This is a genomic window from Ancylobacter mangrovi, from assembly GCF_024752335.1.
Taxonomy (GTDB): Bacteria; Pseudomonadota; Alphaproteobacteria; order Rhizobiales; family Xanthobacteraceae; genus Ancylobacter; species Ancylobacter mangrovi.
The window spans coordinates 1,033,925-1,049,701 of sequence record NZ_JANTHY010000001.1 but is presented as its reverse complement, the minus strand read 5'-3'; the positions used below and the strand labels follow the sequence as shown (position 1 = coordinate 1,049,701).

General features: G+C 69.3%; 12 protein-coding genes. 5 read left to right on the top strand and 7 right to left on the bottom strand.

Annotated elements, in window-relative coordinates:
• Positions 1-64: 64 nt before the first annotated feature.
• On the bottom strand, positions 65-1,837 hold the full coding sequence (gene aspS / locus NVS83_RS05155; RefSeq protein WP_258738345.1) for an aspartate--tRNA ligase: 1,773 nt from the start codon (positions 1,835-1,837) through the stop codon (positions 65-67).
• A 186-nt stretch (positions 1,838-2,023) separates the two neighbouring features.
• On the bottom strand, positions 2,024-2,494 hold the full coding sequence (locus NVS83_RS05150; RefSeq protein WP_258738344.1) for a DUF992 domain-containing protein: 471 nt from the start codon (positions 2,492-2,494) through the stop codon (positions 2,024-2,026).
• Positions 2,495-2,635: 141 nt separating this feature from the next.
• Between NVS83_RS05150 and rnd the strand changes: the two genes are divergently transcribed.
• Together rnd and NVS83_RS05140 are read left to right on the top strand one after the other, a co-directional pair.
• Positions 2,636-3,793, top strand: coding sequence for a ribonuclease D (rnd, locus tag NVS83_RS05145; protein WP_258738343.1), 1,158 nt, complete (start codon positions 2,636-2,638; stop codon positions 3,791-3,793).
• 107 nt (positions 3,794-3,900) lie between these two features.
• A complete protein-coding gene (locus NVS83_RS05140) occupies positions 3,901-4,623 on the top strand; it encodes a methyltransferase family protein (protein WP_258738342.1) in 723 nt (240 codons plus the stop codon).
• Between the two features lie 55 nt (positions 4,624-4,678).
• Here NVS83_RS05140 and ppx read toward each other — a convergent pair whose 3' ends face one another.
• Genes ppx through NVS83_RS05120 form a run of 4 tightly spaced genes read right to left on the bottom strand, consistent with a single transcriptional unit; the run spans position 4,679 to position 10,375 of the window.
• Positions 4,679-6,202 carry an exopolyphosphatase gene (gene ppx, locus NVS83_RS05135; RefSeq protein ID WP_258730550.1) on the bottom strand — a complete coding sequence of 508 codons (1,524 nt, stop codon included), beginning with the start codon at positions 6,200-6,202 and terminating at the stop codon, positions 4,679-4,681.
• 4 nt (positions 6,203-6,206) lie between these two features.
• Positions 6,207-8,501, bottom strand: coding sequence for an RNA degradosome polyphosphate kinase (locus NVS83_RS05130; protein ID WP_258738341.1), 2,295 nt, complete (start codon positions 8,499-8,501; stop codon positions 6,207-6,209).
• Between the two features lie 18 nt (positions 8,502-8,519).
• Complete coding sequence (locus NVS83_RS05125; RefSeq protein WP_258738340.1) at positions 8,520-9,245, bottom strand: P-loop NTPase family protein; 726 nt, start codon at positions 9,243-9,245, stop codon at positions 8,520-8,522.
• 2 nt (positions 9,246-9,247) lie between these two features.
• Positions 9,248-10,375 carry an AI-2E family transporter gene (locus tag NVS83_RS05120; RefSeq protein WP_258738339.1) on the bottom strand — a complete coding sequence of 376 codons (1,128 nt, stop codon included), beginning with the start codon at positions 10,373-10,375 and terminating at the stop codon, positions 9,248-9,250.
• A gap of 271 nt (positions 10,376-10,646) precedes the next feature.
• Between NVS83_RS05120 and NVS83_RS05115 the strand changes: the two genes are divergently transcribed.
• The 3 genes from NVS83_RS05115 to purN all read left to right on the top strand — a co-directional run bounded on the left by NVS83_RS05115 (position 10,647) and on the right by purN (position 13,625).
• The gene (locus tag NVS83_RS05115; RefSeq protein WP_258738338.1) at positions 10,647-11,798 is read left to right on the top strand and encodes a benzoate/H(+) symporter BenE family transporter; all 1,152 of its coding nucleotides are present in this window, start codon (positions 10,647-10,649) and stop codon (positions 11,796-11,798) included.
• An 80-nt stretch (positions 11,799-11,878) separates the two neighbouring features.
• The gene (gene purM / locus NVS83_RS05110; RefSeq protein ID WP_258738337.1) at positions 11,879-12,958 is read left to right on the top strand and encodes a phosphoribosylformylglycinamidine cyclo-ligase; all 1,080 of its coding nucleotides are present in this window, start codon (positions 11,879-11,881) and stop codon (positions 12,956-12,958) included.
• A gap of 13 nt (positions 12,959-12,971) precedes the next feature.
• Positions 12,972-13,625 (top strand): phosphoribosylglycinamide formyltransferase, encoded by a 654-nt coding sequence (gene purN / locus NVS83_RS05105; protein WP_258738336.1) that lies wholly within the window; start codon positions 12,972-12,974, stop codon positions 13,623-13,625.
• 11 nt (positions 13,626-13,636) lie between these two features.
• Here the strand turns inward: purN and NVS83_RS05100 are convergent, their stop codons facing one another.
• The gene (locus tag NVS83_RS05100; protein WP_258738335.1) at positions 13,637-15,751 is read right to left on the bottom strand and encodes a molybdopterin-containing oxidoreductase family protein; all 2,115 of its coding nucleotides are present in this window, start codon (positions 15,749-15,751) and stop codon (positions 13,637-13,639) included.
• Positions 15,752-15,777 lie beyond the last annotated feature (26 nt).

The following is a 15,777-nucleotide window of genomic DNA, read 5'->3' as shown; positions in this document are numbered from 1 at the left end:
CGAAAACGCCGCCCCGAGGGGCGGCGCGTCGTTCATCGTGGCTGGAAGCGGGGCGCGGGGCGCCTCACTTCTCCGGCAGGTTGGTGCGGATGTGCAGCTCGCGCAGCTGCTTGGGGCTCGCCTCGTTTGGCGCGCCCATAAGCAGGTCTAGGGCCTGCTGGTTCATCGGGAACATCGAGATTTCGCGCAGGTTCGTGGTGCCGCACAGCAGCATCACGATGCGGTCGACGCCCGCCGCCATGCCGCCATGGGGCGGCGCGCCGTACTGGAAGGCGCGGTACATGCCGCCGAAGCGCTCCTGCACGGTCGCCTCTTCATAGCCCGCGAGTTCGAACGCCTTCACCATCGCCTCGGGGCGGTGGTTGCGGATGCCGCCGGAGGCGATCTCATAGCCGTTGCAGGCGATGTCGTACTGGAACGCCTTGATGGTGAGCGGGTCCTGCGACTTCAGCGCCTCGAGCCCGCCCTGCGGCATGGAAAAGGGGTTGTGCGAGAAGTCCACCTTCTTCTCGTCCTCGTCCCATTCATAGAACGGGAAGTCGACGATCCAGGCGAGTTCGTAGCGGTCGAAATCGACCAGCTTCAGCTCCTCGCCCACGCGGGTGCGGGCGAGGCCGGCGAACTTCACGAACTTCGACGGGTCGCCGGCGACGAAGAACGCCGCGTCCCCGGCCTTGAGGCCGAGCTGTTGGCGGATCGCCTCGGTGCGCTCGGGGCCGATATTGTTGGCAAGCGGACCGGCGCCCTCCCCGGTCTCGCGCCACATGATGTAGCCGAGCCCCGGCTGGCCCTCGCCCTGCGCCCACGAGTTCATGCGGTCGCAGAACGCGCGCGAGCCGCCCGTGGGGCCCGGGATCGCCCATACCTGGTTCTGCTCGGCCTCCAGCAGCCGCGCGAACACCTTGAAGCCCGAGCCGCGGAAATGCTCGGACACGTCCTGCATCTCGATGGGGTTGCGCAGGTCAGGCTTGTCGGTGCCGTATTTGCGCATCGCCTCGGCATAGGGGATGCGCGGCCAGTTCTTCGTCACCGGCTTGCCGTCGGCGAACTGCTCGAACACGCCGGTGATCACCGGCTCGACCGCGGCGAACACGTCCTCCTGCTCGACGAAGCTCATCTCGAGGTCGAGCTGGTAGAACTCGCCCGGCAGGCGGTCGGCGCGCGGGTCCTCGTCGCGGAAGCAGGGGGCGATCTGGAAGTAGCGGTCGAAGCCGCTCATCATGATGAGCTGCTTGTACTGCTGCGGCGCCTGCGGCAGGGCGTAGAACTTGCCCGGATGCAGGCGGCTCGGCACCAGGAAGTCGCGCGCGCCCTCCGGCGAGGAGGCGGTGAGGATCGGGGTCTGGAACTCGAAGAAGCCCTGCGCCTTCATCTTCGCGCGCATGGCGTCGATGATGGCGCCGCGCGTCATGATGTTCCGATGCAGCTTCTCGCGGCGCAGGTCGAGGAAGCGGTAGCGCAGCCGCGTCTCCTCCGGGTACTCGACATCGCCGAACACCGGCAGCGGCAGCTCTGCGGCGGGGCCGAGCACTTCCATCTCGGTGCAGTACACCTCGACCTGGCCGGTCGGCAGCTCCGGGTTCTCAGTGCCGGCGGGGCGCGAGCGCACCCGCCCGTCGACGCGGATCACCCATTCCGAGCGCGCGGTCTCGGCCAGCTTGAAGGCCGGGCTGTCGGGGTCGACGACGACTTGGGTCAGGCCGTAATGGTCGCGCAGGTCGATGAACAGGACGCCGCCATGATCGCGGATGCGGTGGCACCATCCCGAAAGCCGGGCGGTCTCGCCGACATCGCTCGCGCGAAGGGCTCCGCAGGTGTGCGTGCGATAGCGGTGCATCTTGTCATCCCAGGTCTTGGCGCCGCAGCTATTGGCGGCACGGGTCGTAGCACGTCGTCTCGCCCGTCCGGTCGCGGACGAACGAAAACACCCCTCTCGCGGGGCGCGCGGAGGGGTGCATGCAGGGCTCGGCTTTGTCAAGCGCGGCGCGGGACGCAGCGGCCCCGCGCCTGTCGTAGGAAGGCCTCAGGGCGTATAGCGCAGCGTCAGGCCGGCGACGCCCAGCGCCAGCGAGGCGCCGACATTGCCCTCGACCGAAACCGGGTTCAGCGCGAAGGAATTCTTGCCCCCGATCAGCACGTTGGCGCCGACGCCGACGCCGAGCGCCACATCGCCCGACACGCCGCGATAGGTCCCCGCGAGCGCGCCCACCTCGACGCCCTTGTCGACCGCCGCCACGCCCCAGGTCATGACGCCGCCGCCGGTGACGCCGAGATCAAGGCCGATGTTCTTGATGGTGCCGGCATAGTGCTGCACCGGCGTGTTGTCGGAAGGCGTGAAGGTGCACTTAAGCTCCTGCTTGGATTCGATGAGCATGCCGATGCTGGAGCCGGCATTGCACACCAGCACGCCGACCTTCACGCGATCGGCTGCAGCGGCGGGGGTAACCGCGCTCACCAGCGTGACGGCGGCAAGAGCGAGCAGTGTCTTCTTCATGGTCATTCCCTCGATCGGCCGGCGATACCCGGCACTGACGACTGTAGTCGAACACTAATGTCACATGGTTAACGCAGCTGCACCAAATCGCACGATTACGTGTCGTCTCGCGCGCGCGACTCCGCTATGAGAGGTGCCGACATGGACATGATTACGACCACAGACTCTCTTGAAGCCGCCTGCGCACGCCTCGCAGCCCACCGTTTCATCACCGTCGACACCGAATTCCTGCGTGAATCGACGTTCTGGCCGAAGCTGTGCGTGATCCAGCTCGCCAGCCCCGATGAGGCGGTGGTGATCGACGCCTTGGCGGACGGCATCGACCTCGCCCCGTTCTTCGCTCTGATGGGCAACGAGGCGGTGCTGAAAGTGTTCCACGCCGGACGGCAGGACATCGAGATCATCTGGCACCTCGCCGGCATCATCCCGCACCCGGTGTTCGACACCCAGGTGGCGGCCATGGTGCTCGGCCATGGCGACTCCATCTCCTACGACCAGCTCGTGCAGCGCCTGACCGGGCGCGTGCTCGACAAGTCGCTGCGCTTCACCGACTGGTCGCGCCGCCCGCTCTCCGCTGCGCAGATCGCCTATGCGGAGGCGGACGTCACGCATCTGCGCGAGGTCTTCCTCAAGCTCGACGCGGACCTGCTCAAGCGCGGGCGGGCCGACTGGGTCGGCGAGGAGATGGCGGTGCTCACCTCGCCCGACACCTACCGGCAGGAGCCGGCGCGCGCCTGGGAGCGGCTGCGCACCCGCGCGCGCAAGCCCAAGGACCTCGCCGTGCTGATGGAGGTCGCCGCCTGGCGCGAGCGCGAGGCGCAGTCACGCGATATTCCGCGCTCGCGCATCCTCAAGGACGAGGTAATCGGCGAGATCGCCACCCAGCATCCCGCCTCGGTCGAGCGCCTCGCCCAGCTCCGCTCGGTGCCGAAGGGGTTCGAGCGGTCGCGCTCGGGCGAGCAGATCGTCGAGGCAGTCAAGGCGGGGTTGGCGCGTGACCCGAAGACCCTGCCGCGCATCGAGCGCGACCGCCCGCTGTCCAACGGCGCCTCGGCCACGGTCGAGCTCCTGAAGGTACTGCTGCGCATGACCTCGGAGCAGCACGGCGTCGCCGCCAAGGTCATCGCGACGGTGGACGACCTCGAGCGCATCGCCGCCGACGAGGATCCAGACGTCGCCGCGCTGCGCGGCTGGCGGCGCGAGCTGTTCGGCGACCGCGCCCTCGCCCTCAAGGCCGGCCGTCTGGCGCTCGCCATGCAGAGGGGCCGGGTGATCGCACTCGACCGCACGGACGACTGAAACGCCGCGCCGGGACCCGGTACCGGGTTCCGCCACGGAATGCCCCAACGGACGCCCGAATCGTGCGGCTCCCTGCTGACCGTCTTCCACGATGGTCAGGGGTACCCATGTCCTACGCGATCGATTCCGGCGCGATCGATTCCCGCGCGCTCGATTCCCGCGCGCTCGATTCCCGTGCATCCGATATTCATGCGCTCGATCTTCCCGCCGGGGCGCCCGCGCCGGATCTCGGCCGCGTGCAGCACGCGCGGCGGCGGACGCTGTTCCTGATCGCGCTGCCCGCCCTCGCCGTCTTCCCCTTCATCCGCTCGGTGTGGGACTGGCAGGGCCCGGTGCAGGAAGTCGTGGAGGATGTCGGCTTCGCGCTGGTGCTGGTCGCCGTGGTCGGCCGCTGCTGGTGCTCGCTCTATATCGGCGGGCGCAAGATGAAGAACCTTGTGGTGCGCGGCCCGTTCTCGATGGTGCGCAACCCGCTCTATTTCTTCTCGTTCATCGGCGCGTTCGGCATGGGCGCGTGCAGCGGCAGCGTGGTGCTGGCCACCGCCTTCTTCGCCGTTACCTTCCTCGTCTTCCGCGGCGTGGTACGGAAGGAGGAGGCCGCGCTGCTCGCCGCCTTCGGCGCGCCCTATGCCGCCTATTGCGAGCGCGTGCCGCGCTTCCTGCCCGATCCGCGCCTGTGGCACGACGAGGGCACGCTGGAGATCCATCCCGGGCGCGTCGCCCGCACGCTGATCGACGCCCTACCCTTCATCCTCGCCATGCCGATGTTCGAGCTGATCGGCGCGCTGCAGCTCGACGGCACGCTGCCGGTGCTGCTGCATCTGCCCTGACGGCGGCGAGGCCGACCGCGGCGACGCTGACGGCGGCGAGGTCGGGCCGCCGTCCCTAGTCCGTCACCACCACCGACTCGCGGCCGATCAGCCGCGAGAGGGTCTTCAGCCGGTTGGCGATGCGCTCGCTGCCGAGCGGGGCGAGGTCGCCCTTGAGCTGGAGCAGCAACCGGCCCTTGTCGACGGTGAGCGGGGCCAGCGGCAGCGTGCCCGGCATCGCCGCCGAGAGGATGTAGCCGACCCGCATCGCCGCGCCGAGGATGCGGGCCCGGTCGAGCAGGCGGGCGGAGACCAGCTCGCGGATGCGCGGCGACAAATCCTCGTCCACCAGCCCCATGTGCCGGTAGTAGATCGCCAGCGCGAGGAACGCCCGGCCGGGATGGTCGACGCCGATGAAGGCGGCGTGGGCGATGAGGTTGAGGCTCTGCTCGCCGCGATAGTCGGGATGCGCGCGCCAGCTTATGTCCGCGAGCAGGCAGGCGGCATGGCGCAGGTGCATCTCCTCGACCGTCTCGTCGATGCCGGAGGAGGCCATGAAGCGGTCGGTCCACTCGATCAGCTCCCAGCCATGGGCGGGCGAGCGCGAGCGGATCTCGTTCAGCTCCGCCGAGGCGGTGATCAGCGGGTCGGCCTGGCGGTGCTCGTCGTCGAGCAGCTCGTAGAGCAGCCCCTCGCGCACGCCCTGGGCGGACAGGTAGATGGAGGACGGCTTGCCGATGCGGATGATGGTCTCCAGCACCACCGCGCCATAGGCGAGCAGCGGGCGGCGCGTGTCCGACACCGTCTCGATGCGCGAGAGCGTGTCGACCGGCACGCGGCGCAGCAGCCTCACGAATTCCAGCGCCTCCTTGGCGGGGATGACGTAGCCGTGCATCACATGCAGCGGGTAGCCGCGCTGGAACATGTGCAGCCGCGCCAGCGCGCGCCAGGTGCCGCCGACGGCGTAGAAGGTCCGCCCCTTCAGGTGCTGGAGATGCGGCTCCTTGGCCAGCGTCTCCTTGACGATCTTCTCCGCCTTCTTCAGCGAGCGGCCCGATGTGTCCTGCAAGGCGAGGCCGCCGAGCGGGAAGGTGACGCCCGAGCCAATGCGGTGGCCGTGCACGTCGGCGAGCTCAAGCGAGCCGCCGCCGAGGTCGCCGACGACCCCATTGGCGCGGTGCACGCCCGACAGCACGCCCAGCGCGGAAAGCTGTGCCTCCCGCTTGCCCGAGAGCAGCTCGACATCGGTGCGGCAGATGTCGGCGCACGCCTTGACGAATTCCGGCCCGTTGCTGGCGTCGCGCGCCGCGGCGGTGGCGAGCACGTAGAGCTTGCCCACCCCCATGCGGTCGCACAGCACGCGGAAGCGCCGCAGCGTGGTGAGCGCCTTCTCCACCGCGTCGGCGTTCAGCCGGCCGGTCGTCGCCACTTCGCGGCCGAGGCCGCAGGAGGCCTTCTCGTTGAAGATCGGCGTCGGCGAACGCGTCAGCCGCTCATAGACGACGAGGCGCACTGAGTTGGAGCCGATGTCGATGACCGCCACCGGCTCGCCCGTGACCAGGCACGTCGAGGGCACGCCCTCCCCGTGAACGTCACTCATATGGTCACGCGCGATCGCGACGGCGGACAAGCTTGCGCGGAGACGATTCTTTGAGCGACTTGCCACGTCCGGACAGACTCGGATTGGTCATGAAGTACTGCTGGGCGTTGAAGCTTTCCTCGCCCTCGGCCGGCACTATGCGTTGCGAACTGCCATCGGGCAACACGCGCCAGCTCTGTTCGTTGTCCTGCAGGTTGGCTACCATGATCTGGTCGAGGATCTGCATGTGGACCGTCGGGTTGAGGATCGGGCACAGCGATTCGACCCGGCGATCGAGGTTGCGCGGCATCAAGTCGGCCGAGGAGATGTAGAGCGCCGCGTCGGGATGCGGCAGGCCGTGGCCGTTGGCGAAGGCGTAGATGCGCGGGTGCTCGAGGAAGCGCCCGACGATCGATTTCGCCCGGATATTGTCGGACAGGCCTGGCACGCCGGGGCGCAGGCAGCAGATGCCGCGCACCACGATGTCGACCGAGACGCCGTTCTGGCTGGCGCGGTAGAGCGCGTCGATGACGGTCGGGTCGACCAGCGCGTTCATCTTGAGCCAGATCGCGGCCGGCTTGCCGGCCTGGGCGAACTCGATCTCGCGGTCGATGTGGTCGAGGATGCGCTTCTTTAGCGTCAGCGGGGCGATCGCCATCGCCTCGAGCTCGGCCGGCTCGGCATAGCCGGTGATGTAGTTGAAGATGCGCGCGACGTCGTGGCAGATCACCGGGTCGGCGGTGAAGAACGACAGGTCCGTGTAGATGCGGGCCGTGATCGGGTGATAGTTGCCGGTGCCGACATGGCAGTAGCTGGCGAGCTGGCCGCCCTCGCGGCGCACCACCAGCGAGAGCTTGGCGTGGGTCTTCAGCTCCAGGAAGCCGAACACCACCTGCACGCCCGCGCGCTCGAGGTCGCGCGCCCAGCGGATGTTCGCCTCCTCGTCGAAGCGGGCCTTCAGCTCCACCAGCGCGGTGACCGACTTGCCGGCCTCGGCCGCCTCGGCCAGCGCCTTGACGATCGGGCTGTCGGAGGAGGTGCGGTAGAGCGTCTGCTTGATGGCCACGACGTTGGGGTCGCGCGCCGCCTGGCGCAGGAACTGCACCACCACGTCGAACGATTCATAGGGGTGATGGACCACGAGGTCCTTCTCGCGGATCGCGGCGAAGCAGTCGCCCGCGTGGTCGCGGATGCGCTCGGGAAAGCGCGGATTGTAGGGCTTGAACTTGAGGTCCGGCCGGTCGACGCCGACCAGCTGGCTGAACTCGTTCAGCGCCAGCACGCCGTCGACAAGGAAGATCTCGTCGTCGCTGACCCCGAGCTCACGCGCCACGAAGTTGCGCAGTTCCTCCGGCATCGAGCCGTCGATCTCGAGGCGGATCACCTGCCCGAGGCGCCGGCGCTTCAGCGCCGTCTCGAACTGGCGCATCAGGTCCTCGGCCTCTTCCTCGACTTCGAGGTCGCTGTCGCGGATGACGCGGAAGCCGCCCTGCCCCTTCACCTGGTAGCCGGGGAACAGGCGGCCGATGAACAGGCCGATCATCTGCTCCAGCGTGATGAAGCGCTGCGCGCCGTCCTCGCTGTCGGGCAGGCGGATGAAGCGATCGACCTTGGCCGGCACGCGGATCAGCGCGTTCATCGCCCGTCCGTCATGGATGCGCGAGAGCTGAAGCGCCAGCGAGAAGCCGAGATTGGGGATGAACGGGAACGGGTGCGCCGGGTCGATGGCGAGCGGCGTCAGCACCGGGAAGACGTAGGACAGGAAGAACTCATCGAGCACGGCCCGGTCGGCCTTGGTCACGTCGGGTCCGTCGACCAGCACGATGGCGTTGGCGATCAGCTGGCCGCGCAGCTCGCGCCAGCGCGCCTGCTGGTCCTCGGCGAGCTCGGCCACCGCCGCGCCGATGAGGGGAAGCTGCTCGGCCGGGGTGAGCCCGTCCGGGCTGCGCCCGCCATAGCCGCCGCGCACCTGCTCCTTCAGGCCGGCGACGCGGACCATGAAGAACTCGTCGAGATTGTTGGCGGAGATGGAGAGGAAGCGGAGCTGCTCCAGCAGCGGATGGGCGCTGTTGGCCGCCTCCTCCAGCACGCGGCGATTGAACTGCAGCCAGGAGAGCTCGCGGTTGATGAAGCGCTCCGGGGACGCCATGAGGTCGTCGGTCAGCCCGGTCGATGCCGGGACTTCCTCGACCCGGTCGATCAGGACCTCGGTCACCGGCTGCGATTCGGTATTCGCCACGGTCTCCACTCCATCCTTCTTGCGGCTCACACGCCTTTTCCGGCCGGAAGGTCGCCGGGCTTCGTGACGGCGGGATGACATGGACAGACTAACCTATCGTCAAGTCGTTTCGGCGCGATCGGATAGCGTGTCGTCATCACTATCCTGCGCCTGGGAACGTGCGCGGAGCAACTCTGAAGCGAGCGCGCGCGTGAGGGGGCGCTTGCGCGCCAGGGCTTCGCGGTCGAGCTGGGCGACCACGTCGCGCAGCGCGCCAATGGAGCGATCGACGCGGGTCAGCAGGTAGGCGAGCAGCCCCTCGTCCGGCGTGATCTGGCGGTCGGCGAACAGCTTGAGGGCCACCGCCGCCAGCAGCGCGTCGTCCGGCACGCCGAGCGTCACCGCCGGCATGGCGCGAAGGCGCGAGGCGAGATCGCGCGTCGCAACCGTGTCCGCCAGCATCGCCGGCACACGCGGCGCGGTCACCAGCATGCTGGCACGGTGCTCGGTGACGAGGTTGAAGAGGTGGAACAGCGCCGCCTCGGGCACCGGCCCGTCGCCAAGATTCTCCAGCACCACCGCGCCCGACGAAACCAGCCTCGGCAGGTCGGCGGCGCCGAGATCGGCGGTGCGCACGGTCGCCGCGCCGCTGCGCTCGGCGAACAGGGCGGCGAGGTGCGACTTGCCCGAACCGGGCGGGCCCACCAGCGCCACCGAGAGCGCCGGCCAGTCCGGCCAGGCATCGACGAGCGCCAGCGCCGCCTCATTGGCGGGACCGGGCAGGAAATCGTCCCGCGCCCGGCTTTCGACATGGGGCAGGTCGAAGGGAATCTGCTGTTGCGGCATGATCAGGGCGCCTGGATCCGCCGCGGCTGCGGCGCGGCGAGCGTACGGGTGCCCGCCTCGGGCGGACGCTCCTCTTCGCCGGTGTAGAGCGGGCTCTCCAGATAGCGCGAGATGGCGAAGCGCACGATCACCCCGGCCGCCGCCGCCAGCGGCACCGCGAGCAGCAGGCCGAGGAAGCCGAGCAGGTAGCCGAAGGCGAGCAGCGCGAACATCAGCCACACCGGGTGCAGGCCGACGCTGTTGCCCACGAGCTTCGGCGACAGGATGTAGCCCTCGATGAACTGGCCGAAGATGAAGATGCCGATGACGATGGCGATCATCGTGTAGTCCGGGAAGAACTGGACGATGGCGACGCCGCCGGCCAGCACCAGCCCGGTCAGCGAGCCGACGTAGGGGATGAAGGTGATGATCCCCGACACGAAGCCGATGACGAAGCCGAAGTTGAGCCCGGTCATGGTGAGGCTGATGGCGTAGAAGCTGCCGAGGATCAGGCACACCATGGACTGGCCGCGCACGAAGCCGGCGATGGCCTTGTCCATCTGCCGGGCGAGGCTGCGGATCACGTCGCGATTGTGCAGCGGCAGCCAGGAATCGACCTTGTCCACCATGTGGTTCCAGTCGTTGAGGATGTAGAAGGCGACCACCGGCGTGATGACCAGCAGCGAGAACACCGAGATCAGCGCCTGCCCGCCGGTCCACAGCCCCTGGATCAGCGTCAGCATGTAGGTGGCGCCCTGCGACACCAGCTCGTTCAGCCCCTGCTGGATGCTCGGCAGGCGATCGCCGACGAAGTCGCGCAGCCACGTGCCACCCTCGCCCGCGAGCATGTTCTGCAGCCGCACGATGTAGTCGGGCAGCCGCTCGATGAAGGCGGCGAGCTGGGAGCCGAAGATCGGCAGCACCAGCAGCATCAGCATGATTGCGACCAGCAGCGTCAGCCCGATCGCGGCCAGCGAGGCGACCAGCCGGTTCACGCCCCACCCCTCCAGCCGGGTCGTCACCGGATTGAGGAAATAGGCCAGGGCGAGACCGGCGACGAACGGCAGCAGCACGCTGCTGAGCAGCCATGCGGTGGCGATCACCACCGCCAGCACGGTCAGCCAGAAGGTCACCTGCTTGTGCCAGGCCATGCGCCGCCTTTTCCTCTCGCGTTGCGGTCGAAACGTAACGTCCTGACCAATAGATACAGAAAAAACGCGTCGCGGCGATGTTCGCGTATGCAACATTGCATCCTATCTTCGCTATCCCCACGGATTTTCCCCGCAACCATGCGCCGGGCGCCGCCGTTGGACGCCACCGCGGCGGCATGGCACAAGGCGAGGTCGGCTTGACCGCCGACACCCCGCCCCTTCCCCTTGCCCCGCCGCCCACCTCCCCTACGTCCGCCCCGCCGGCCCGATCATGCGCACCTCCGTCATCACCTCCGCCGTCGTCGCTGCCCTGGTCGGGTTCGGCGGCACGCTCGCCCTCATCGTCGCGGCGGCGCAGGCGGTCGGCGCCACGCCGGCGCAGACCGCTTCCGGCGTGATCGGGCTGTGCCTGTCCATGGCCGCGACCAGCGCCTGGCTCGGCTGGCGCCACCGCATGCCGATCCTCGCCGCCTGGTCGACGCCCGGCGCCGCGCTGGTGGCCGGCTCGCACGGGCTCACCGCCGGCACGGCGGTCGGGGCCTTCCTCGTCGCCGGCGCGCTGATCCTCGTCACGGCGGCGGTGAAACCGCTCGGCGCGCTGGTGCAGCGCCTGCCGGTCGCCATCGCCGCCGCCATGCTGGCGGGCGTGCTGTTCCGCTTCTGCACCTCGGTGTTTCCCGCCGCGCAGGCGGACCCGCTGCTGGTGCTGCCGCTGATCGCGATCTTCCTGGTGGCGCGGCGCATCAACCCGTTCGGCGCAGTGCTTTCCGTGCTCGTCATCGGTATCGCGCTCGCCTTCATGCTGGGGCGCGTCGGGCCCCTGCCCGGCCCGCTTCAGGCGCCGGTGGTCGAGCTGATCGTCCCCCGCTTCGACATCGAGGCGCTGGTCGGCGTGGCGGTGCCGCTCTTCATCGTCACCATGGCCTCGCAGAACCTGCCCGGCTTCGCGGTTCTGCAGGCGGCCGGCTACACGCCGCCAACGCAGTCGATCCTCGCCGTCACCGGCCTCGCCTCGCTCGTCACCGCGCCGTTTGGCTCGCTCACCTCGAATCTCGCCGCCATCACCGCCTCGATCTGTACCGGACCGGACACCCATCCCGATCCGGCGAAGCGCTGGCCGGCGAGCCTGTTCTACGCGCTGAGCTATCTCGTGCTGGCGGCGGGCGGTGCCTCGCTGGTGGCGCTGATCGCCGCGCTGCCGCCGGGGCTGGTCGCCACCTTCGCCGGCCTCGCCCTGCTCGCCCCGCTGGTCGGGGCGCTCGGCACCGCGATGGGCGACATGGCGATGCGCTTTCCCGCCGTGCTGACGCTAGCGGTCACCGCCTCGGGCGTGTCGCTGCTCGGCGTCGGCTCGGCATTCTGGGGACTGATGGCGGGTCTCGCCGCGCTCGGCATCGAGCGGGCGGGCCGGCGCGCGGCGTGACGCTCGCCCGCCCCGCGCACAGCCCGCGCTTGCCGGAGCGGCGATAAGCGGCTAATCCGCCACCGTTCCCGGGGGAAGAGATGAGCGACACGGAAAAGGGCCTGAGCTATCGCGACGCGGGCGTCGACATCGACGCCGGCAACCGGCTTGTCGACCTCATCAAGCCGCTGGTGCGCGCCACCCGCCGCCCCGGCGCCGACGCCGAGATCGGCGGTTTCGGCGGGGTGTTCGATCCGAAGGCCGCGGGCTTCAAGGATCCGCTCATCGTCGCCACCACGGACGGCGTGGGCACCAAGCTGAAGATCGCCATCGAAACCGGCCGCCACGACACGATCGGCGTCGACCTCGTCGCCATGTGCGTCAACGACCTGATCGTGCAGGGCGCCGAGCCACTGTTCTTCCTCGACTATTTCGCCACCGGCAAGCTGGCGCCGGAGGTCGGTGCGGCGATCGTCGCCGGCATCGCCCGTGCCTGCGCGGAAGCGGGCTGCGCGCTGATCGGCGGCGAGACGGCGGAGATGCCCGGCATGTATGCCGAGGGCGACTACGACCTCGCCGGCTTCTCCGTCGGCGCGGTCGAGCGTGGGGCGCTGCTGCCCTCGCCCAATGTACGCCCCGGCGACGTGCTGCTTGGCCTCGCCTCCTCCGGCGTCCACTCGAACGGCTATTCGCTGGTGCGCCGCATCGTCGAGCGCTCCGGCCTCGGCTGGGACGAGCCCGCACCCTTCGCGCACGGCAAGACGCTGGGCGAGGCGCTGCTTACCCCGACCCGGCTCTATGTGAAATCCGCGCTCTCGGCCATCCGCGCGACCGGCAAGGTGAAGGCGCTCGCCCACATCACCGGCGGCGGGCTCACCGAGAACCTGCCCCGCGTGCTGCCCAAGCACACGATCGGGCGCATCGATCTCGCCGTGCTGCCGGTGCCGCCGGTGTTCCGCTGGCTCGCCCAGATGGGCGACGTCGCGGGCGAGGAGATGCTGCGGGCCTTCAATTGCGGGATCGGCATGGTGGTGGTCTGCGCCCCGGAAGACACCGAGACCGTCGCCGACGCGTTTGCCGACGGCGGCGAAGAGGTGGTGCATCTGGGCTGCATCGAGCCCGGCGAGGGCGCCGCCCACACCGTCTATGACGGCATGCTCGACCTCAATTCGCCGCTGTGACGGAGAGCCGACCGTGAGCAAGCCCCGCGTCGGCGTCCTCATCTCCGGGCGCGGCTCCAACATGATGTCGCTGATCGAGGCCGCCGCCGCGCCGGACTTTCCGGCCGAGATCGGTTGCGTCATCTCCAACCGGCCGGACGCCCACGGCGTGGTCCGGGCGCAGGCCGCGAACATCCCGACCCGCATCGTCGACCACAAGGCCTATGAGGACCGCTCGAGCTTCGACGCCGCGCTCGACGAGGCGCTGACCGAGGAGCAGATCGACGTGGTCTGCCTCGCCGGCTTCATGCGGCTGCTGACCCGGGCCTTCGTGATGAAGTGGACCGGGCGGATGATCAACATCCACCCCGCCCTGCTGCCGAGCTTCAAGGGGCTGAACACCCATGAACGGGCGCTGGCCGAGGGCGTGAAGATCCACGGCTGCACCGTGCATTTCGTCACCCCGGAGATGGATGTCGGCCCGATTCTCATCCAGGCCGCGGTGCCGGTGCTGGAGCACGACACGCCCGGCTCGCTCGGCGCGCGGGTGCTGGAGCAGGAACACCTCGTCTATCCGCAGGCGCTGCGCATGGTGTGCGAGGGCCGTGCCCGACTGGAGAACGGACGGGTGGTGATCGACGGGTTCGAGATCGCCCCGCCGCCGCTGGTGGTGCCCCCGCTGGGCTGAGGCGGGCGGCTTCAGGCGCGGGCGATCCGCACCCGGTTGTCGTGCAGCGCCGCGCCGCCGAAGGGCGCCACCGGGTCCGAGCCGGTGAGGCTGTTGATGCCCTTGCCGCCCTCATGGGCGCGGTTCGGCCAGATCGATTCCGCCACCACCACGCCGCGCCGCAGGCCGTCGAACAGGCGCGCATGCAGCAGCGTCGCACCGCGCGCGCTCGCCAGCTCGACGAGATCGCCCTCGGCGAGGCCGAGCGCGGCCGCGTCCTCGGGATGGATCATCAGCTCGGGCCGCTTCTCGCGCGCCTGCGAGCCCGGCGTCTCGGTGAAGCTGGAATTGAGGAAGGAGCGCGCCGGCGCGGTGACGAGACGGAACGGGTACTCCTCGTTCGCCTCCTCGATCACGTCCCAATGGTCCGGCCATTCCGGCATCGCCTGATGCGGGCCGAACTTCGCCGGCGTCTTGAACGGCACCTTGTTCCATCGCGGGCGCAGCCGGAAGCGGCCGTCCGGCCAGGCGAAGCCCTTCAGGTAATGCGCGGTCTCGAAGTCGGGCTGCACGTCGATGAAGCGCCGCTCCTCCAGCTCCTCGAGCGTGCCGCGTCCGGAATTGCGCAGGGTCCAGTCGACCAGCTCGCGCGGGCTCATGGCAAAGCCGGGGTGCTCCGCCCCGAGCCGGTCCGCCAGCGCGGTGATCACCTCGTGGTTGGAGCGGCACTCGCCCGGCGGGTCGACAAGCTTCGGCCCGAGCAGCACATACTGGTTGCCCCCGCCCTGATAGAGGTCGTCATGCTCGGTGAACATGGTCGCCGGCAGCACGATGTCGGCCATCTGCGCGGTCTCGGTCATGAACTGCTCATGGACCGCGACGAACAGGTCCTCGCGCGCGAAGCCGCGCCGCACGCGCTCCTGGTCCGGCGCGATCGAGACCGGGTTGGTGTTCTGGATCAGCATGGCGGTGACGGGCGGCCCGCCGGCCAGCGCCTCCTCCTCGCCGTCGAGGATCTCGCCGATGCGCGACTGGTCGAGCTGGCGCGCCGCCCCGGCCGGGCCGGTGAGAAGGTCGAGCCCCTCGATCATCCGCTTGTTCCAGCCGAAGATGGCGCCGTTGGTGTGGAAGGCGCCGCCGCCCTCGTGTCGCCAGCTACCCGCCACCGTGGCGATGCAGGTGACCGCGTGCATGTTCACCGCCCCATTGCGCGAACGGGTGAAGCCGTAGCCGGCGCGGATGAAGGTTTTCGGAGTCCGGCCAATGAGTTGCGCGAGTTTCTCGATCTCGTCCGCCGGCATGCCGGTGATGGCTTGTGCCCATTGCGGGCCGCGGTCTTGAAGATGCGATTCAAGACCGGCCGAATCGTCAGCGAATTCAGCGAGATAGGCGCGATCGGCAAAGCCGTCCCGGAACAGGACGTGCATGATCGCGCAGGCCAGGGCGCCGTCCGTGCCGGGGCGGATAAGAACCGGCACGTCGGCCTGCTCCATGGTCGGCGAGCGGTAGACGTCGACCACGACGATCTTCGCCCCGCGCTCCTTGCGGGCGCGCACGGCGTGGGTCATCACATTGACCTGCGTCGACACCGGGTTGGTGCCCCAGATCACCACGAGGTCCGACTTCGCCATTTCGCGCGGGTCGGGGCCGGCAAGGCGCCCGGGGCCGGCGAGGAAGCCGCTCCAGGCCGGATTGACGCAGATGCTGGAGAAGAAGCGCGAATAGCCCTTCGCATGGGTCAGCCGGTTGATGCCGTCGCGCATCACCAGCCCCATGGTGCCGGCGTAGAAATAGGGCCAGACCGTCTCCGGCCCGTAGCGCTCCTCGGCGTCGCGGAAGCGCCCGGCGATCTCGTCCAGCGCCTCGTCCCACGATATCGGCGCGAAGCTGCCCGAGCCCTTGGGGCCGGTGCGGCGCAGCGGCTGGGTCAGGCGGTCGGGGTGGTTGGCCCGCTCGGCATATCGCGCGACCTTGGCGCAGATGACGCCCGCCGTGTAGCTGTTGGCGCGCGAGCCGCGCACCCGGCCGATGCGCCCGCCGGAGATGTCGATCTCCAGCGCGCAGGTCGAGGGGCAGTCGTGCGGGCACGCGGAATAGCCGGTGCGGGCGGCGACCGCCGGATGCTTCGGGTCGATGTGCTGGTTCATGAAAGGCGCTCCGCCGCGCAGGATAG